Origin of the sequence: Microbispora sp. H11081, assembly GCF_012999535.1 — a bacterium.
Lineage (GTDB): Bacteria > Actinomycetota > Actinomycetes > Streptosporangiales > Streptosporangiaceae > Microbispora.
The window spans coordinates 1-19,079 of the sequence record NZ_JABBWV010000011.1 but is presented as its reverse complement, the minus strand read 5'-3'; the positions used below and the strand labels follow the sequence as shown (position 1 = coordinate 19,079).

15 protein-coding genes are annotated in these 19,079 nt (G+C 70.3%); 5 read left to right on the top strand and 10 right to left on the bottom strand.

What is annotated here, in order from left to right; genetic code table 11:
• Positions 1–116: 116 nt before the first annotated feature.
• The 4 genes from HHX31_RS24345 to HHX31_RS24330 all read right to left on the bottom strand — a co-directional run bounded on the left by HHX31_RS24345 (position 117) and on the right by HHX31_RS24330 (position 4,022).
• Complete coding sequence (locus tag HHX31_RS24345; protein ID WP_311932213.1) at positions 117–1,754, bottom strand: DUF2079 domain-containing protein; 1,638 nt, start codon at positions 1,752–1,754, stop codon at positions 117–119.
• Between the two features lie 146 nt (positions 1,755–1,900).
• The gene (locus HHX31_RS24340; protein WP_169950680.1) at positions 1,901–2,344 is read right to left on the bottom strand and encodes a DUF350 domain-containing protein; all 444 of its coding nucleotides are present in this window, start codon (positions 2,342–2,344) and stop codon (positions 1,901–1,903) included.
• Between the two features lie 15 nt (positions 2,345–2,359).
• Positions 2,360–3,523, bottom strand: coding sequence for a glutathionylspermidine synthase family protein (locus HHX31_RS24335; RefSeq protein WP_169950679.1), 1,164 nt, complete (start codon positions 3,521–3,523; stop codon positions 2,360–2,362).
• Between the two features lie 13 nt (positions 3,524–3,536).
• Complete coding sequence (locus HHX31_RS24330; protein ID WP_249346475.1) at positions 3,537–4,022, bottom strand: hypothetical protein; 486 nt, start codon at positions 4,020–4,022, stop codon at positions 3,537–3,539.
• Between the two features lie 135 nt (positions 4,023–4,157).
• Between HHX31_RS24330 and HHX31_RS24325 the strand changes: the two genes are divergently transcribed.
• The 3 genes from HHX31_RS24325 to HHX31_RS24315 all read left to right on the top strand — a co-directional run bounded on the left by HHX31_RS24325 (position 4,158) and on the right by HHX31_RS24315 (position 6,558).
• Positions 4,158–5,174: a PHP domain-containing protein gene (locus HHX31_RS24325; RefSeq protein WP_169950678.1), complete on the top strand. Its 1,017-nt coding sequence runs from the start codon at positions 4,158–4,160 to the stop codon at positions 5,172–5,174.
• Between the two features lie 69 nt (positions 5,175–5,243).
• Positions 5,244–5,702, top strand: coding sequence for a YafY family protein (locus tag HHX31_RS24320; RefSeq protein ID WP_169950677.1), 459 nt, complete (start codon positions 5,244–5,246; stop codon positions 5,700–5,702).
• Positions 5,703–5,844: 142 nt separating this feature from the next.
• Positions 5,845–6,558, top strand: a complete 714-nt coding sequence (locus HHX31_RS24315; RefSeq protein WP_311932212.1) for a YafY family protein — start codon at positions 5,845–5,847, stop codon at positions 6,556–6,558.
• 363 nt (positions 6,559–6,921) lie between these two features.
• Here HHX31_RS24315 and HHX31_RS24310 read toward each other — a convergent pair whose 3' ends face one another.
• From HHX31_RS24310 to HHX31_RS24285, 6 genes are all read right to left on the bottom strand, one after another.
• A complete protein-coding gene (locus HHX31_RS24310; RefSeq protein WP_169950675.1) occupies positions 6,922–7,500 on the bottom strand; it encodes a hypothetical protein in 579 nt (192 codons plus the stop codon).
• Positions 7,497–8,168, bottom strand: coding sequence for a hypothetical protein (locus tag HHX31_RS24305; RefSeq protein ID WP_169950674.1), 672 nt, complete (start codon positions 8,166–8,168; stop codon positions 7,497–7,499). The genes HHX31_RS24310 and HHX31_RS24305 overlap by 4 nt, the downstream gene beginning before the upstream one ends.
• A gap of 92 nt (positions 8,169–8,260) precedes the next feature.
• Positions 8,261–9,286 (bottom strand): WxL protein peptidoglycan domain-containing protein, encoded by a 1,026-nt coding sequence (locus tag HHX31_RS24300; RefSeq protein WP_169950673.1) that lies wholly within the window; start codon positions 9,284–9,286, stop codon positions 8,261–8,263.
• Positions 9,287–9,388: 102 nt separating this feature from the next.
• Positions 9,389–10,018, bottom strand: a complete 630-nt coding sequence (locus HHX31_RS24295; RefSeq protein ID WP_169950672.1) for a hypothetical protein — start codon at positions 10,016–10,018, stop codon at positions 9,389–9,391.
• Positions 10,019–10,132: 114 nt separating this feature from the next.
• The gene (locus tag HHX31_RS24290) at positions 10,133–15,349 is read right to left on the bottom strand and encodes a ThuA domain-containing protein (protein ID WP_211590268.1); all 5,217 of its coding nucleotides are present in this window, start codon (positions 15,347–15,349) and stop codon (positions 10,133–10,135) included.
• 211 nt (positions 15,350–15,560) lie between these two features.
• The gene (locus HHX31_RS24285; protein ID WP_169950670.1) at positions 15,561–16,841 is read right to left on the bottom strand and encodes an ROK family transcriptional regulator; all 1,281 of its coding nucleotides are present in this window, start codon (positions 16,839–16,841) and stop codon (positions 15,561–15,563) included.
• A gap of 245 nt (positions 16,842–17,086) precedes the next feature.
• Here HHX31_RS24285 and HHX31_RS24280 point away from each other — a divergent pair, with 245 nt between their 5' ends.
• Positions 17,087–18,388 carry an ROK family transcriptional regulator gene (locus HHX31_RS24280; RefSeq protein WP_311932211.1) on the top strand — a complete coding sequence of 434 codons (1,302 nt, stop codon included), beginning with the start codon at positions 17,087–17,089 and terminating at the stop codon, positions 18,386–18,388.
• A 385-nt stretch (positions 18,389–18,773) separates the two neighbouring features.
• On the top strand, positions 18,774–19,079 hold a 306-nt coding region (locus tag HHX31_RS24275), incomplete at its 3' end, for an ATP-binding cassette domain-containing protein (RefSeq protein WP_169950818.1).

The window sequence follows — 19,079 nt, the reverse complement described above, 5'->3', positions numbered from 1 at the left end:
CGCACCTGTCCGCCGCTACCCGCACCCCGCTCGCTCACGCCCTCTAGCGTGCCAGGTCATCGGGGCGTTCGTGTTGCACGGGGGTGTGGACGGCGTCGCCGCACGTCGCGACGGCGTCAGGCGCCGATGCGGTGCAGGACGACGATGTTGTCGCGGTCGAGGCGCATTTCGTAGCCCTCGGCCAGGTAGCTGTCGACCAGACCGCGCAGATCGTCGTTGATCGAGGCCACGATCCAGGGCGTGCCCCGCTTCTGGTAGTCCCACCACAGCACGGTCGTCCGGCCGGACAGCCGCGCGCCGAAGTCGTCGGTCGCCTCCACCACGACGCCGTCGGGGACCAGGCTCATGGCCTCCTCCCTGGCGGGCGTACGCGGGTCCGGCCGGTAGAAGTCGGGGTTCATCAGGTTGTCGAACGGCCGGTAGGGGACCGTGGTGACCGCGACCGCGAGGACCGCGGCGGCGTAGGCCAGGCGCAGGCCGTGCCCGGGGCGCGGCACCCCGCGCCGCTCCAGCCACCGGATCAGCCGGGCGGCGCCGTCCACCCCGGCCATCAGCAGGATCACGATCACGAACGCGTCGTAGTGCCAGCCGGTCGACCACCAGTTGTCCGAGTCGGCCAGCAGCCGCTCCAGGATCAGCGGCAGCGCCGCCAGGACCAGCGGGGACAGCAGGCACAGGAACAGCGACGGCCACAGCAGCAGGCCCCAGGTGTCCCACTTCGGGTGGGCGTCGAAGAGCATGGCCACGAACTCGTGCGGCCGGGTGACGGCGCTCCACAGCATCTGCGGCAGGTCCTCGCCGAGCTTGGAGTAGCGCGTGTAGTAGGCCGGGTTGCCGCCCGCCAGCGGGATCAGGAACTTGCGCACCACCTCGAAGGCGGCCACTCCGGCGAAGACCAGCCCGGTGCCGAGCCTGCGCTGCCCGGTGACGAACAGCCACACGCCGATACCCGCCACCAGGAGGCCCATGTCCTCCTTGGTGAGCAGCAGGCCGGCCACCGCGAGCAGTCCGGGCAGCCACCGCCCGGCGTGCAGCCGCTCGATGGCGATGGCGCTCAGCAGCGGCACGAAGGCGACCTCGTGGAACTCCACCGCCGTCGCCTGCGCGATCGGCCAGGAGATCGCGTACGCGACGGCGACGAGGTAGGCGTGGGGGGTGCCGAGCACGCGGCGGGTGAACTTCCAGATGAACGGGATGGCCAGCGCGAACAGCACGGCCTGCGCCACGAGGAGCGTCTGGGGCCCGTCGTGGAGCCAGTAGAAAGGCGCGAGCAGGGCAAGGATCGGCGAGAAGTGGTCGGCGAGTTGGACGTAGTCCATGCCGAAGCCGCCCGTGACCCCGCGCAGCGGCACCGTGGGCGCGGAGAAGCGCGAGTATCCCCGCACCGCCTGGTCGAAGATGACGAGGTCGTAGGTGGCCACCTGGAAGTGGGCGAACCTGAACAGCGACAGGGTGCAGTTGAGCGCCGCGGAGAGCCCGCACAGCGCGGCCAGCGCGACCAGGTGCCGGTTGACTCTGGAGAACCATCCCGCTGGGGCGCTCTCCTGCGCGGACTCACCGGCCTCGCCGTCCCGCTGCTGCTCCGGTTCGGCGGCGGCTTCGGTCGCGCCGTTCGCGGCGGGCCCTGCCGTGTCCTCCGGTTCCGCGACGGCCGTTCCGTCCACGGCGGCTGCCTCCATGATGTCGTCGGGGTCGCTGGCTTTCCGGGGCGGTTCCTCGGCCGGTCGCCCGGGCGTCGCGGTCCCCCTGAACACGAGGAGGAGAGTAGGCCCTGCGGGCGGGAACGGTCTATACGGGCGTACCCGCGCGAATCTCCGCTCGGGACGTCCGCCGGTCCCACCTGGGCGTCCTCCCGCCGGCCGATGAACGTTTCACGACGGGCGGGACCGCGTCCGTACGGTCAGATGACGGCGACGGCCGTGATGAGGCCGATGAAGAAGTGCGTCACCCCGAGGAGGACGGCGGCGGGCTGCAGTGCGGTCTCGCGGACGAGTTCGCGCACCGAGATGCCGGCGACCTTGTCGAAGGCGACCATGCCGAGGGTCTGCACGGCGATGCCCACGAGGCCGAACACGAGCGTCGCGAGCAGCCCCTCCTGCAGGGCGCCGCCCGACGACCAGATGGACGCCGCCACGATGAGCCCGACGCCGGCGACGCTGGAGGCGGCCAGCACCGTGGCGTTGGGGTTGCGGTCGTGGCGAATGATCTTGCTGAGCCTGCCGGGCGTCGCCAGGTCCACGACGTAGAACCCGGCGACGAGCAGCAGCACGCCGAGGATGGCGTACGAGAGGATCGCCAGGGAGCCGTGCGCGAGCGCGTCGGCGATGGGGGTCTTGGTGTCCACGGGGGGCCTTCGCTTTCAGCCGTGAATGCGGTGGGGGACGAAAGAGGACGTGTCGTCGGTGACGAGGCCGGAGGTCTCCCGGATGCCGAGCCCGGCCGACTCGTCGTCGACCATCCAGGCGCCGAGCACGGGGCGCCAGCCGTCGAACTCGGGCAACGGCGCGAACTCCTGGTAGACGAAGCCCTCGGCGCCGTACGCGCCCGCGGTCTCCATCTCGACCCCGGGAGCGGCGATCCGCATCGAGGCGCCCTCGCGGCCGAGCAGCGGCTTGCGCACGTAGCCGGGGCCCGCGGCCAGCTCGCGGGGACCGTCGAGGTAGGCGGGCAGCAGGTTGGGGTGGCCCGGGTACAGCTCCCAGAGGATCGCGAGCAGGGCCTTGTTGGACAGCAGCATCTTCCACAGCGGCTCGATCCACGTCATCGAGACCTGCTGCGCGAGCGCCTGCGGCGCGAACGGTTCGCCGACGATCCACTCCCAGGGGTACAGCTTGCACAGCGTGCGGATGACCCGGTGCTCCATGTCGAGGAACCGGTGGTTGAGCGGGTCCCAGCCGATGTCCTCCATGGCGATGGCCGCCGTGACGAGCCCGGCCTGCTGCGCGGTCTCCTGGAGGTAGCCGATGGTCATCGCCTCCTCGCCCGTCTCGTCGGCGCTGGTCCACGCGAAGTGGGCCGGGCCCGTGGGGAGCGTGAGCGTCTTCCATCGGTCGACCAGGCGCTCGTGGATCGAGTTCCACTGGTCGTCGTCCGGATACACGTCCTTGAGCCAGAACCACTGCACGACGGAGCTCTCGACGAGGCTGGTCGGGGTGTCGGCGTTGTACTCGAGCAGCTTGGCCGGTCCCGTGCCGTCGTGGCGCAGGTCGAACCGGCCGAAGACGTGCGGGTCGCGGCGGCGCCACGACTCCGCGACGGCCGCGTGGCAGTGCGGCGGGATGCCGAGGTCGGCGAGCCGGCCGGAGGCCACGATGTGGTCGGCCGCGGCCAGGCACATCCGGTGCAGCTCCTCGACCTGCTCCTCCAGGGACAGGACCTCGTCCATGGTGAAGACGTAGTGGGCGCTCTCGTCCCAGTACGGCCGGGTGAGCCCGCCGGGATGGGCGGAGCGGTGGAAGGCGAGCCCCTGCGACTCGATGATGGCGGCCCAGCCGTCCCTGGGCGCCGAGGTCAGTCTGCGCACGTGCCGGCCCCGCTCAGCTGCCGCCGCCGGAGTGGAAACCGAAGCCGCCGCGCTGCACGACCCGCCCCGCCCGCGTCGTGATCTGCGCGTCGGCCGGGCGGATCGTCGTGCCCTGGTAGACCCGGCCGCCGTTGCGGACGCCGCCGTAGTACCAGTGGTACGCGCCGTGCGAGCCGTAGTAAGACCTGCTGCCGCTGTCGTCGTCGCAGTAGTCGTCGTCGACGACGAGGTACGACCCGTCCAGGTTCTTCGTCGAGGTGTCCACGCAGTCCGCGGCGACCTCCTCGTAGTCGTCGTCCTGGGCCGCGCAGAAGCCGACGACGAGGACGGACAGGAGGCCAAGGGTGCCGAGCTTGATCAGGGTCGAGGACTTGGCGCCGCCCGAGCGCGCGGGCGCGGGAGGTCGCGGCGCGCCGCCCATGGACATCGGATGGACGGGCAAGGAGGGGATGCCGGGCGGGGTGTTCTTGGGTAGGGGGTTCTCCCCGCGCTCTGCCAATCGGGCTCCTGCTCATCGAGATCGGCACACATTATCGTCTGGCTGGACGAACGGGACAGGCCGACGTGAGGTTCCTGATCAGTCTGTTATGTCCCATCCCGCCGGTGGTCCGTACGCCGGGGTAGCGTGCCGGATGTGGACCCCGTCGAGGCACTCAAGCGCATCGCCTTCCTGCTGGAGCGGGCCGGCGAGCCGACGTACCGGGTGCGGGCCTTCCGCGGCGCCGCCGCCGCGATCGAGGCCCTGCCCGCGGAGGAGCTCGTACGGCTCGCGCGCACCGGCGGACTGACCGGCCTGAAGGGCGTCGGCAAGGTGACGGCCCTGGCCGTCACCGAGGCGCTGGACGGCGCGGTGCCGACCTACCTGCGCCGCCTGGAGGACACCAAGGACGTCGACCTGGACGAGGCGGCGCGGGCCCTGCGGTCGGCGCTGCGCGGCGACTTCCACAGCCACTCCGACTGGTCGGACGGCGGCTCGCCGATCGAGGAGATGGCCGACGCCGCCCGCGCGCTCGGGCACGAGTACCTCGCGCTGACCGACCACTCGCCCCGGCTGACCGTCGCGCACGGCCTGTCCGCCGACCGGCTGCGGCGGCAGCTCGACGTGGTCGCCGGGCTCAACGAGCGGTACGCCGGGGACGGCGGCCCGCCGTTCCGGATCCTGACCGGCATCGAGGTGGACATCAACGCCGACGGCTCGCTCGACCAGGAGCCCGAGCTGCTCGAACGGCTGGACGTCGTGGTGGCGAGCGTCCACTCGCTGCTGCGGATGGACGCCGCGGAGATGACCAGGCGGATGGTCGCGGCGGTGGCCGACCCCAACGTGGACGTCCTCGGGCACTGCACCGGCCGGGTGGTGCGCGGACGAGGGCGGCCGGAGTCCCGGTTCGACGCCGAGATCGTGTTCGAGGCGTGCCGGAGGTTCGGGGTCGCGGTGGAGATCAACTCGCGGCCCGACCGGCTCGACCCGCCCAAGCGCCTGATGAGGCTGGCGTACGAGATGGGCTGCGAGTTCGCCGTCGACTCCGACGCCCACGCGCCCGGCCAGCTCGACTGGCAGCGGTTCGGGTGCGAGCGCGCGGCCCTGTGCGGGATACCGCCGGAGCGCATCCGCAACACCCGCCCCTGGGGGACTCCTGCGCACTTGGGGTGATAGTGCTGTGGCGTCCGAGTTAGGTGTGTTGGGCGGGTTCAGCCCGACTGATCGACGTAGCGTCGAATCATGGAACGCCGCGACGCGCTGGTGAAGGAGCTGGAATCCGGCCGGTGCCTGTCGGCGCGCGAACTAGCCTCGCGCCTCGGGGTCAGCAGGAGCACCGTGGTGCGCGACGTGGCGAGGCTCAGAGAGGCCGGCGTCCCGATCCGGCTCGACCAAGGCGGGTACGCGCTCGCGGGCCCCGACTCGGTCAAGCGCGCCATCGACGGGGCGCTGCGCGGGCGGCGCGTGCTGCGCCTGGAGTACGTCAACAGCAAGGGCACGCCAACCGTCAGGGACGTCGAGCCGAGCATCTGCCTCGGCGGCCGGGGCGGGCACTGGTATCTGGTGGCCTGGTGCCGGCTGCGCGACGACGTGCGCGTCTTCCGGCTCGACCGGATCTCCTGGGCCGAGGCACTGGACGAGCGGTTCCCCGAGCCGGGCCGCGACCGCCTGGCCGAACTCGCCGAGGCCGCGGGCGGCTGACGGGCGGCTGATGGCGGCTGATGGGCGGCACCAGCGGCATGGCGGCCCGGATTCCGCCGGTCCCAAGCCGTGGCCTGGGCGAACGCGGGGCACTCGAACGGGTCAGCGAGAAATGTCGGCGGCATGGCCTACTGTCTGCCGGGTGAACCGTACCGACCGGCTCTACGCGATCGTCGAGGACCTGCGGGCGATCTCCCCGCGCTGCCGGTCCGCGCGTGAGCTCGCCCTGCGCTTCGAGGTCAGTTCGCGGACCATCGAGCGGGACATCTCCGCGCTGCAGCAGGCCGGCGTGCCCATCTACGCGGAGGCCGGGCGGAGGGGAGGCTATGCGCTGGACAAGAGCATGTCCCTGCCCCCGCTCAACTTCACCCCGGCGGAGGCCGTGGCGGTGGCGATCGCGCTCAGCCGCACGGAGCAGCAGCCGTTCGCGGACGAGGCGCGCAACGCGCTGCGCAAGCTCGTCGCCGCCATGCCGGGCCCGCAGGGGGAGCGGGCCCGCCAACTGGCCGCCCGCGTGCAGATCCTCACCGAGGACGAGCCGGAGTCCCGATACATCGGCTCCATCGGCCGGGTCATCGAGGAGGCCCTGCTCCGGAGCCTCGTCCTGCGCATCCGGTACGGCGACGCCCAGGGCGTGCTCACGACCAGGGAGGTGGAGCCGGGAGCGTTCGTCGGCGGCCGGAGCGGGTGGTGGTATCTGGTGGCCTGGTGCCGGCTGCGCGACGCCGTCCGCGTGTTCCGGCTCGACAGGATCGCCGAGGCGGTCCTCACCGACGAGCCGGTGCCCGCCCGGCCCCTGGAGGCGTTCGACGCGGACATGCCGCACATGATCGCCCGGACGCCGGTGCTCGACTAACCAGGGATTCGAAAAAATGTTCGTGAGATTCCGGAAACACCGACAGGGCGGTGTCGCCGGAGGGCGGGAGGCTCTATCTCATCGGGAGCCCCGGAAATCAGATCTTCCTGACCGGCGCTTCCCCGCTCCGGCCGGTCTCCGGCCGTCCGGGGCCTGCCGAGCCGTCCGAGCGCCCGCCGGGATCCCCTCTCCCGTGCTTCCCCTGCGGCGCCTTTCCCCCGGGCCCTTCCCCTCCGGGCCGTCAGGGCGTTCGGGCGGCCCTTCCCATCGGCCGGAAACGCCTCGGGAGGGCCGGTCGGCGTGACCGGCCCTCCCGAGGGCGTTCGGCGTCTGTCCCGCGGATGTGGAGACCGGGCGTACGGGTCAGCGCCGGGCGTACAGGTTCCTGCGGCGGGCGACGAAGACCAGGGCGGCTCCGGCGGCCGCCACCACGAGGACGATAATCCCGATCTTGAGCGGCATGCCCGCCGAGTCGTCGGCGTCCTGCGCGTTCGCGCGGGTGGCCAGGGGACCGGTCGCCGCGGCCTTCTCCGGCGCGAGCGTGGTCGCCGCCGCCTCGGGCGGGGTGTCGACCACACCGGCCTTCACCGTCACCGTCTTGGACGCCTTGGCGGGCTCGGTCGCCTTGACCGTGACCTTCCACTCGCCGCTCGGCAGCGGCTCCGCGGAGTGGTAGAGGCTCTGGCCCTCGGGCGCCGACATCAGCGGCACGGGACCGAAGGTGCGGCCGTCGGCGGAGGTCGCCGTCAGCGTCGCGATGACGGTCTCGGTGACGGGATGACCGTCCTTCTTCCACGTCGCGACGACGTTGACGTTGTGGTCGCCGTCCCCGGTCACCTCCAGCTTGATCGCCCCGCCGTGGGCGGAGGCCGCCGGTGCGCCGAGCGTCAGCGCGATGCCGGCCAACAGGGCGGTGAGGACGTATTTCAGTGCCTTGGTCACGATTCGTGACTCCCCTCGGGTTCTGTGTCGGGGGTGAGCTCTCCCTCACCGGGTGATGTCGGCAGGAACACGTGCTGGTGTCCGTTGCCCGCGTCGACGTTCAGGGCGTCGAGGGCGGTGGCTGCGACCGACCAGGCGAAGAGCGCGTTGGTGCGCTGCCGTACGGCCAGGTCCAGAGCGGTCGTGCGGGCCGTTCCTTCGAGTGCCCGCGCGGACGCGTAGGTGTCGACGGTCGTGGCGAGCTGCCGTACGGCGGAGGCGAGAGTGGACCGCGCCACGTTGGTGGCGGTCTCGCCGGACGGCGGGTCGGCGAAGCCGTCGACGGCGGCGGTGGCGGCCTTCCGCCAGCTCTCGACGTCGGCGTCGCTCACGACGGCAGGGCCGGCCGTGCCGTCGACCGGCATGGCGCGGCTCAGGCCCTCGGTCACGGGGACGAGCCGGTCGCGCGTGGTGCGGGCCAGCTCGGTAAGGGTCGTGATCTGGGTCTTGTCGCGGAGGGCGGACTCGGCGCGGATCTGGTCGGCCACCTGCTCGATCGAGCTCGGCCGGGTCGTCCAGAACACCAGGCCGCCGGCGACGAGCGCGCCGATGAGGAACGCGGCCACGAGGCCGGGCACCCGGCTCCGGACCGGAGCGGGCTGCCGGGGTGCTCGGTTGATGATCGCCACCTCCTTGGGGGCGGATGTCGCTTTCCGGATGGGCCGGGTGGGCCCCGGGACGCGTGTCGCCGGGGCCGCCCGCCTGCTGGCGCTCATGTCGCTCACGCCCCGAGAGGTCTGCCTGGGCTGTTGAGGAGGATCAGCCTCTCCATGCGCCTGCGGCGCCGGGTGCTGCTTATCCGGAGGGCGAAGGCGAGCAGGACCAGAAGGGCGAGGAGGGCGAGCTGCGGCCACGGCAACGCCCACACCGAGGTGTCGATCGACACGCGCTCGGCGGTGACGCCGGGGAGCGGCTGACCCGCGGGCGAGGGGATCGCCATCACCTTCGTGTCGATCACGCCCATCGGCCAGGCACCGGTCACCCGTGCGGTGAACGTCCTGCTGCCCCCCGGCATGATCTCCCTGGACTTGGCGTCGGAGGTGTCGTCCCAGCCGCTGTCGCCCAGGAGCGAGGACGCGAGGACGCGGGAGTCCGGGGCCAGCCGCACGTTGCCGACGTTGGCGACGGTGTAGGTCACCTCGACGGATCCCGCGGAGAAGGGGTTCCACGACCAGGTGTATTCGGCCTTCACGTCGCTGACGGCGACCTTCGCCACATAGCTGCCGCTCACGCGGATGTTCAGCCGGACGCCCACCCGGTTCTGCACCCGCACCTGACCGGAGACCGTGTCCACCGAGGCGGTCACGCCCGCGGGGTGATCCCCGGGGGTCGCGTTCTGCGGTATCGAGACCTTCACGGGCACGACGGAGGTGGCTCCGGCGGGGATGGTCACCTTGTCGGGGACTTCGACCCAGGCGCCGCCATCGGTCGGCTTGGCGTCCGACGGGCGCATGTCGAAGAGGCCCTTGGCCGTCAGATAGCCGTCGTTGGCGTCGATCGCGAAGTCGACCTGCTGGGTGGAGCGGTTGATGACGGCGATGTGCTCGGTCACCTGCTGCCCACCGGCGAGTTCGATGTCGATGGCGCGGCGGCCGTCGGGACCGTTGGCGTCGGCCGGTACGACGGACCAGGTGACGTCGGCGCTGGAGGGCGGGGCGAGCGCGACCAAGGCGACCATGACGGTCGCGCCGACGGCGTGAAGCACGGCGAGGAGGACGAGGGCGCCTCGCGTACGGCTCTTGGTCAACGAAGGTCTCTCCTGTCTCGTCGTGGGCGTCCGGGCCGTGTTCCGGGGGGATGGTTGAGCGGCCCGGACGCCCACATCGGGTGGGGGCGTTCAGCCTCCGGCTCAGGACTGGTTGAACAGGGAAAGGGTCAGGGTGGAGTGGTACTCGCCGGCGGCGACGTCCACCGGGGTGCGCAGGGCGAGGTCGGCGTTCACCTGCGAGGTGCCGATCTCGTCGGCGGAGTTGGCGGTCGAGACCAGCAGCTCCTGGCCCTCCAGACCCACCTCGGGGGCTCCGGTGCCGTCGGAGATGACACTGGAGACCGGCTCACCGGCCGACACCGCGCCGGTGGAGGAGTCGCTCAGCAGACGCGGCTTCCAGCCCAGGAACTCCGGGCCGATGGTCTTGGCCGGGTCGTCGGTCGCGACGAACTGGCTCGCCTGGCCCACGACCGCCCAGTACTCGCCGTCGGGGATCTCCTCGGGGCTGCGGGTGTCGGTCACCGTGACCGTCGGCAGGGTCCCGGTGAACTGGCGGGCGGCGGCGTCGGAGCCGTTCTCCTGCAGGGACACCCCGTTGTTGTCGGCCACGGTCATCGACAGCTGACCGGGAGTGGTGGTGGGCTCGATGTTCACCGACACGTTGATACCGGGGTCGTCGTCGGCCATCGCGGGGCCGGCCAGGCCGGCGCCGGCGAGCGCGAGGCCGAGCACCGACGCGGCGACCACCTGCGTGGTCCTGTTGATTCTCATGTGATCATTCGCTCCATTTATGAGGGGCGGGGCCGGCCGGCTGTTCGGCCGGCCGGCCCCGGTTGTGCTAGGGCGGTGTCCTCGTCGTGGGGACCGGGGTCACCGCCGGTGCGGTCAGCGGCAGCTGGCCGCGGCGTAGGCCGCCTCGTAGGACGAGGTGACCTGCTTGCCGTCGATCGTCGCGGTGCCGGTGACGGTCACCGTGCCCGCCTCGATCTGCCCGGCCCGGGTGTTGAAGGACTGGTACGCCTGCTTGCCCGGGGCCACGTCGGCCACGGTCTTGGAGCCGTACGGGGTGGTGAGGGTGACCGTCGCGGGAACCTCGCCGGCGTTCACGGCGGTCACGGCGAGGTACGCCGAGGTGCCGATGCACCGGGAGGAGGCCGTCACGGTCAGCTCGACCTCCTGCTCGGGAGCCGCGGAGATCGTCAGCGTGAGCGTCTTGATCTCCTCGGTGTTCCCGGCCTTGTCGGTCGAGCGGTAGCGCAGCTGGTGCTCGCCGTCACCGGAGACGGTCACCGGAGCGGTGTAGGCCGCCCAGTCGCCGCCGTCCAGCGAGTACTCGGTCTTGGCGACCCCGCTGCCGCCGGCCTCGTCGGCCGCCTGCAGGGTGACCGTGACCGGGCCGGTGAACGAGCCGCCCTCCGGCTGCGCCGGGTCGGTCGTCGCCGTCGTCACCGGAGCGGTCTTGTCCTCACTTCCAGCCTTGGTCAGCTTGAAGTAGTCGAACTTGACCGTCTTGGACGCGCCCTGGTTGGTGCCGATGGTGTAGACGCCGACCTTCGACGCGTTCGCCACGGCGCTGTTCTTCACCGCGGTGGTCGTGCCGTTGGTGGCCAGGTCGGTCCAGGTGGTGCCGTCGGAGGAGTAGGCGCCGGTGAAGCTGTCGCCCACCTTCTTCAGGCGCAGCCACCACACACCGGTGGTGCGGTTGTTGACCTGCGGCTGCGGGTTCTGCACGGTGCCGCCGACCTCGCTGCGCAGCTCGATCGTCCGCGCCACCGTCGACCCTGCGGTGTTGGTGGTGAGGAAGTCGAACTTCACGTAGTTGTCGTCGTCGCCGTAGACGATCAGACCGCCCTGCTGGTACTGCTCGCTCAGAGCCGAACCGTCGAGCTTGGTCTCGAGCGTCCAGTCGCCGCTCGGAGCCTTCTGCAGGATGAAGTTCTTCGGGCCGCTGTTGGTGGTCCCGTAGATGTCACCCGTGGTGGTGTCGAGCTCGAGGACGCCGTTGCTCACGCGCATCGCCGTGGGCTCGGGACGGACGATCGAGTCCCAGCGGCAGTTGTCGAGCGAGGTGCCGTCGAACTCGTCGTTCGGGTTCGGCCCGGTCGCCTTGTCGTCCGGCGTGATGTGGAACCAGTCGAAGGCCGCGTCCACGACCGGGTGGTTGGCCCCGGCCAGCGAGAGCAGGCCGATCTTCGGGTTCGTGATCCCGGCGAGCGACTTCGTCTGCGGCATGGCCGTGAAGTTGCTGCCGTCCGACGAGTAGTGAGCGGTGATGTTGGTGCCGTCGCTGATGAAACGCACGTACACCGTGTCGGGGTAGCTGTCCCCGAGGTTCGCGGTGTTGCTCTCGTTCACCTCGTTCGGCTGGCCGTTCTCCTCCCGGATGAACTGGAAGATACGGCTGGCGTGGTTCGACCCGGAGGTCGACCGTGCCTGGAGCACCATCTTGGCGTAGTTGTCGTCGTCGCCGTAGATGACCAGGCCCGCCTGCTGGTACGCGTCACGCGCGTCCAGCGTCAGCTTGGCCGTGGCCGTCCAGGCGCCCGAGGGAGCCGGCTGCACGACGATGTTCGGCGTGTCATTGGTCGACGTGTAGATGTCGGTGGCCGACGTCGGGATGATGAGACTCCCGTCCGAGACCCTGAGGTCCTGGTTCTCCCGGATGACCGACCAGCGGTCCCGGTCGAGCTGGTTGCCCAGGAAGTCGTCGGAGCGTCCGGAGAAGCACACCGTGTCCGGCGCGTTCACCTTGATCTGCACCTTGGCGGTGGACGAGGCACCCTTGTCGTCGGACGCGGTCACCACGGCGGTGAAGGTGCCCGGCGCGGTGTAGGTGTAGCTCGCCGCGGCGGTGGTGGGCTGCGGCGAGCCGTTGACGCCGAAGTCCCACTTGTAGGTGATCGGGTCGCCCTCGGCGTCGGTGGCCGTCGCCGTGAAGTCGACCTTCAGCGGAGCGATGCCCGTGACCGGGTTCGCCGTCGCGGTGACGATCGGACGCTCGTTCTCCGTCGCGCCCTTGCCGACGAAGTCGACCCAGTTGACGTTGAGCAGGTAGGCGTCGTTCGCCGCGCTCGCCGGCTTGCGCGCGACGAAGTACAGCGGACCGCTCTCGCTCGGCACACTGGTCAGGTCGACCGAGACGTCGGTGAACGTCTGCCAGTCGCCGGTGGGAGCCACGGTGGCCTCACCGATCAGCGTGCCGTTCTCGGGGTTGCCCGCCCGGATCTGCACGGTGCCGCCGGCGCCGCCGGAGGACGCACGCAACCGGATGGAGGAGAGGTTCGCCAGGTTGACCGGGTCGAACGACCACCAGTCGCCGTCCTGGATGAAGCCGATGTGCTGGGCGCCGCCCGCGGTGTCGGAGGTGCTCTCGGTCTGGACACCAGCGGCGTCCGTGCCCACCCCGCCGGTCACCCGGCCGGTCTGGCTGAAGTGCTCGGCCTGCTTGCGCTTGGGCTGCAGGAGCACCTCGCCACGCCCGGTCAGCGACGGAGCGCCGTCGTTGCCCTTGTCGGCGTAGCTGGCCTCGATGACGTAGAACAGGTTGTCGGTCTCGCCGTGGCCCGCCTGCTGGGTCTGCAGGGTGCCTTCGCAGCCCGTGAGCTGGTCGAGCGGGTGGCCGTGGCTGTCGTGGCCCAGGATGGCCTGGATCTTGACATCGTCACAGTCGACCTCGCCGTCCTCGGGGTCGGTGACCGTGACGGTGAACTTCACCTGGTCGCCGAACTCGAAGAACGCGCCGTTCGGCGGGACGTTCACCTTGACGGTCGGCCGGTTGTTGCCGGCGACGATGACGACGGTGGCCGTCGCGGTCTCGCCTTCCTCGTTCTTGATGGTCAGGACCGCGCTGTACTCACCCGCCTCCTCGTAGGTGAAGCTGGGGTTGGCCTCGGTGGAGTCGGTCTCGCCGTCACCGTCGAGGTCCCAGGCGTAGGTGAGCGTCTGGTCGTCGGGGTCGCGGCTGCCCTCGCTGGAGAACTGGACGGTCAGCGGGAGCGGGCCGTCGGTCTTGTCCGACGTGGCGTGGGCGACCGGCAGCGGGTTGCCCTTGATGTAGTTGATGCGGTAGATGCCCGAGTCGGCGTTGTCGCCGCCGAAGCCGGAGCCCCATTCGATCATGTAGAGCGCGCCGTCGGGGCCGAACTTCATGTCCATCGGCTTCTTGAAGCTGAGGGACGAGAGGATCCGGTTCATCTCGACGAGCTTGGTGCCGGTCTCGTCGAGCTGGAACGACCACACCTGGTTGTTGTTCCACTCACCGAAGACGGCCTTGCCGTCCCAGTAGGCCGGCCACTTGACGTTCGACTTGAGGTCGGCGTTGTAGCGGTAGACCGGGCCGCCCATCGGCGCGCCGCCGCTGAGCTCGGGGAAGGTCGAGTTGGCCTGGTAGTGGTACCACACCGTCGCCGGAATCACCGGGGGCAGGTTGGTCAGACCGTCGTTGTTCGGCGACTCGTTGACCGGCGCCGCGCAGTTGAAGGCCTGTCCCGACTGCCTGGTGCTGAAGTTGTAGTCGATGTACGGCGTGTTGTTGCCGATGCAGTACGGCCAGCCGTAGTTGCCCGGCTTGGTGATCAGGTTCCACTCGACCGTGTTCTGCGGACCCCGGTTGGCGTTCGCGGAGTTGGCGTCGGGGCCGTACTCGCCGAGCATGATGTTGCCGGTCTCGGGGTCGATGCCCATCCGGAACGGGTTACGGAAGCCCATGCCGTAGATCTCCGGCTTGGTCTTCGCGGTGCCGGGCGCGAACAGGTTCCCGGACGGGATGCTGTAGGTGCCGTCGGTCTCGGGGTGGATCCGCAGCAGCTTGCCGCTCAGGCTGTTGGTGTTGGCCGAGGAACGCTGCGCGTCCCAGGAGGACCGGCCAGACTGCTCGTCGATCGGCGTGTAGCTGTCGGACGCGAACGGGTTGGTGTTGTCACCCGTCGCCAGCCACAGGTCGCCGGTCTTGTGGTCCATGAGCATGCCGCCGCCGTGGTGGCAGCACTCGGCCCGCTGCACCGGGACGTCGAGAATCTTCTTCTCGGACGCCATGTCCAGCGTGTCACCGGTGACCGTGAACCGGCTCAGCCGGTCGACGTTCTCCCCGGCGGGCGAGTAGTAGAGGTACACCCACTTGTTGGTGTCGAAGTCGCGGTCGAGGGTGATCCCGAGCAGACCGCTCTCGTTGGCCGTGAAGACGTTCAGCTTCGCGGCCGTGACCGTGCCACCGGCGGGCTTGATGACCTTGACCTCGCCCAGACGGTCCACGTAGAAGACGCGGCCGTCGTTGGCGATGTCCATCATCATCGGGTTCGACGTGTTGTCGTCGAGGGTGACCTTCTCGAAACTGCTGCTCTGCGAGGCCGAGCAGTCGGCCTTCTCCGCGCCGGCGGCGGTCTTGATACCGCCCAGCAGCAGCTTCAGGAAGTTGGCCTCGCTGTAGTTGGCCTTCTGGTGGCCGAGGCCCGTGTACCAGGAACGACCGCCGTCGTAGTCCTGACACCACGTGTTCGGGTGGTCGGCGCCCATCGTGCCGCCGGTGTAGGACTTCTCGTCCAGCGACGTCAGGACGTGGACCGTGCCCCGCGGGTTGGTCTGGTAGTCGTACCACTCGTCGGTACGGCTCCAGGTCGTCGGCAGGCCCTTGGTCGACGGGTGCGCCGGGTCCTCGACCTTCACCGTGGCCTGCTGGATCGCCGGGTGCTGCTTGAAGTACGCACCGACGAGCTTGCCGTACCAGGCCCAGTTGTATCCGCTGTCGGCGGCGGCGTGGACACCCACGTAGCCGCCGCCCTTCTGGATGTAACGCTGGAACGCGTCCTTCTGGTCCTGCGTGTTCAGCGGGTCACCGGTCGTGGACATGAAGACCACGGCCTGGTACTGAGCCAGGTTCTCGTCGGTGAACTGGGTGCTGTCCTCGGTCGTGTCGACCGCGAAGTTGTTCTGCTGACCGAGCTGCTGGACGGCCGCGATGCCCTCGGGGATCGAGTCGTGCCGGAAGCCGGTGGTCTTCGAGAAGACCAGAACCTTGAAGTCGGGCTCCGCGGCCGCGGTGGCGGCCTCGGCGCTCACCGGCGCCGACAGGAGCGTGAGGGCGGGGGCGGCGATGGCGAGTGCCATCGCCGCAGCGGTCAGACGTCTCGGACGCCGTCCGCTGTTTGGCTGAGCCGCGTTAAGCGGCCAGGCCCACGTTCGAGAACGTGGTGTCATGGAAAACCCTTCCTGACCGGGGGGACGTCAGGCAAGGCGCGCGCCGCCGCGCTTGTTGCCACTTGGTCGTAGCGGATATTTCGGTTACTGGAGGGTGCCGTCTCCAGGTCTGTGGAGGCCGTCAGCGAACCGCCGGCCTGGGTAATGAATCCATGATCGTTGTCGGGTCGTCGATGATCTGGTTCACCACCATGCTCGCGGCGCCGCGGGACGCGGCGCCGAAACCCAGAGTCGAGGCGACGAACCGGCACTGCGCGGCAGGGGCGGCCATCACGAGCCGCTGCAACTGGTCCTGCGCGTGCGGCAGCAGCCACTCGGCCAGTGAGGCGAAGTAGCCCCCGATGACGATCACGCGGGGGTTGAACAGGTTGGCCAGGATCGAGCCGCCGAGCCCGAGCCACTGACCGACCTGTGCCACCGCCTGCGTCATGCGCCGGTCGCCCGAGGCCAGGCCCCTGGCGATGTCGGCCACTCGCTCACCCGGGTCGGGGACCGGCATGCCGGGCAGACCGTACGCCTGCTCGGGCATGGCGGAGCGGACGAGCGCGGCCAGCCCGACCTTGGTCTCCCAGCAGCCGATGCGGCCGCAGCCGCACTGGTCGCCGTTCGGGTCGACCCGCAGGTGCCCGACCTCGCCGGAGAAGCCGTCCGCGCCGCGCAGGAGCTTGCCGCCGGAGATGATGCCGCCGCCGACCCCCACCTCGCCGGTGAGGTAGACCAGGTCGGGCGTGCCCGCCGCGATCCCCGAGGTGAACTCGGCGACCGCGGCGAGGTTGGCGTCGTTGTCCACGCGCACCGGCACGCGCAGCGTGCCGAGCATCGCCGACAGTTGCTCCGCCAACGGCAGGTCCTGCCAGTAGAGATTCGGCGCGAGCGTCACGACGCCGCGCGCCACGTCCACGAGGCCGGGAACGGCGACCACGATGCCCGCGGGGACGGCGCCGGCCCGCGCCATCGCCTCCACGGACTCCTTGGCCACCAGCCCGAGCCGTCGCACCGCGCTGTCAGGTCGGCTGCCCATCGTGTCGAAGACCACGCGGCGCTCGACCAGGACCCGGCCGCTGAGGTCGGTGCCGTGGACCGCGATGTAGTCCACGTTGATCTCCATGCCCAGCGCGCCGACGTGCGCGCCGTGCAGCGCGACCGCCCGCCTGGGACGCCCTACGGCGCCCACGTGCTCCACCCCGAGCTCCCGCACCAGCCGCCGTTCGAGGAGCTCGGACATGAGGCTGGAGACGGTGGCCCGGTGCAGTCCCGTCGCGTCGGCGATGTCGGCACGGGACAGGGAGGCGTGGTCGCGCAGTTCGCGCAGCACCATCGAGAGGTTCGCGCGGCGCAGCGCGGCGGGACCCGCCGGGGGAGAGCCGCCCAGGGGACGGGTGAGGTGCGGTTCGTACGACACCTGTGCCTCACCTGTCCCTTTGTTTGTCTCTGAGATCAATTAATCAGGGTTGTAACACGCAGATGTCCGGACATGCACCCCCGTGTCGCGTAACGAGTTGGCATCGCTCCGTTTCACCGCAGGTCAGCGTCGATTCGTGACCTGGTTATCGGAACGTTACGGAAACTGCAACCGGTTTCCCCTTGTGCGGTGCGGAGATCGCTGCCTTTAATTCGGCGAGCCATGCGAACTAATTAAGGAGTGCGGTGGACCACACCAGGGCCGACGGCCGTACGACCGACTCGCCGAGTCGGGGCGGGTCCGCGGGCGTTCCCGCGGACCAGGCCACCGTGCGCCGTTCCAATCTCGCTCTCGTGCTGCGGCACGTGAGCGTGAACGGCCCGTGCTCCAGGTCGGCGGTCGCGGTCGCGACCGGCCTGAACAAGACGACCGTCACCAGTCTGGTGAACGAGTTGCAGGCACGAGGGCTGGTCAAGGAGACCGGGCCGCAGCACGCCGGCTCCGTCGGCCGCCCGAGCGTCGCGCTCGTCCTGGACGGTTCGGGTGTCGGCGCGCTCGGCGTGGAGGTCAACGTCGACTACATCGCCGCCTTCGCCACCGACCTGGCCGGCAGGGTGCTCGCCGACCGGCGCATCGGCTTCGACGCCATGGGCTCAGGCCCGGAACGCTCACTGGACGAGCTGGCCCGGGTCATCGAGAGGACCGTCACCGACCTCGAACGGATCGGGGTCGTGCCGGCCGGGGTCGTCGTGGCGGTTCCCGGCCTGATCGACACGACCACCGGGACCGTGATGGTCGCCCCGAACCTCGGCTGGCGCGGGGTGGCGGTGGCCCAGAGGCTGTCACAGGCCGAGATCAGGGCGGACATCCCCATCGCCGTGGACAACGACGCCAACCTCGCCGCGCTGGCCGAGTTCACCTCGGGGATCGCGGCGGGCACGCCCGACCTGGTCTACCTCACCGGCGAGGTGGGGGTCGGCGGCGGCGTCATCTCCGGCGGCCGGTTGCTGAGCGGAGCGGACGGGTTCGCGGGTGAGGTCGGCCATGTCATGGTCGACCCGTCCGGAGAGCCGTGCCGCTGCGGCCGGACCGGCTGCTGGGAGACCAAGGTCGGACTGGCCGCGCTGGTGCGCATGGCCACGCCCGACCGCGCGTACGGCACAGGCCGGCAGGTCGTCCGGGACCCGGAGGAGCGGCTGGCCGAAGTGGAGCAGCGGCAGGCCGAGGGAGACCCTCGCGTCGACGCGGCCCTGGCCGAGGTGGGCCGGTGGCTCGGGCTCGGCGCCGCCATGCTGGTCAACCTGTTCAACCCACGGGTGATCGTGCTGGGCGGCTACTTCGCCAGGCTCGCCGACCGGCTCATTCCCGCGGCCCAGGAGGAACTGGTCCGCCTGAGCATCGCCGGCGCCACCGACCGCTGCCGGTTCGTCGCGTCGGACCTCGGCTTCGGCGCCGCCTCGCGGGGCGCGGCAGGCGTCGTCGTCGAACGCGCGTTGTCGGATCCGACCGCCATCGCGATCCGACATCCCAGCCATCGAGGGGCGTGAGCACTCCAAGACTCATCGCCCCACCCGAGGTGGGCCGGCGTGCCCACCGCTCCGCTCCCCACGACCACCACGTAACCGCAGACTTCCCGTCCGCCTGACCGTTCCCGCCCGATCCGCCGGCACTCCCGCCCATCCCGCGTGCCGCGGTGATGGCGCATGCGATCAGGCGGACGGGAACACCACCTGACTTCCCTTCCCAAAGAACGTCCCGCCCGCCTGACCGGTTGTCCGAAACCGCAGCGGCACCGTTGACGCCGACCTCGGTGTCGTAGCGGTGGTGCCAATCCCGGCGCCGTCAGGCGGGCGGGGCCAAGGCCGTGTCATCACCCCCTATTAGGAGGCTCCTGTGCCGAAGTCATCATCAGACTCGGCGTCCCTGCTCGTGATGCGAGGAATCGTCAAGCAGTTCCCCGGCGTGCGTGCGCTGGATGGTGTGGACCTTGAGGTCAGGGCCGGGGAAGTGCATTGTCTGCTCGGCCAGAACGGTGCCGGGAAGTCGACGCTGATCAAGATCTTGTCGGGTGCGCATGCGCCGGATGAGGGTGAGGTGTTGCTGGACGGGGCGCCGGTGCGGCTGGCGCCGCCGACGGCGGCGATGGGTTTGGGGATCGCGACGATCTATCAGGAGCTTGACCTGGTGGACGGGTTGAGCGTGGCGGAGAACATCTTCTTGGGTCATGAGCCGTCGTCG

What these genes read in the sequence shown, in the direction of transcription:
- HHX31_RS24320 (WP_169950677.1), top strand. Translation starts at nt 5,244, where the DNA reads ATGGAACGCCGCGACGCGCTGGTGAAGGAGCTGGAATCCGGCCGGTGC.
- HHX31_RS24295 (WP_169950672.1), bottom strand. Translation starts at nt 10,018, where the DNA reads ATGAGAATCAACAGGACCACGCAGGTGGTCGCCGCGTCGGTGCTCGGC.
- HHX31_RS24290 (WP_211590268.1), bottom strand. Translation starts at nt 15,349, where the DNA reads ATGGCACTCGCCATCGCCGCCCCCGCCCTCACGCTCCTGTCGGCGCCG.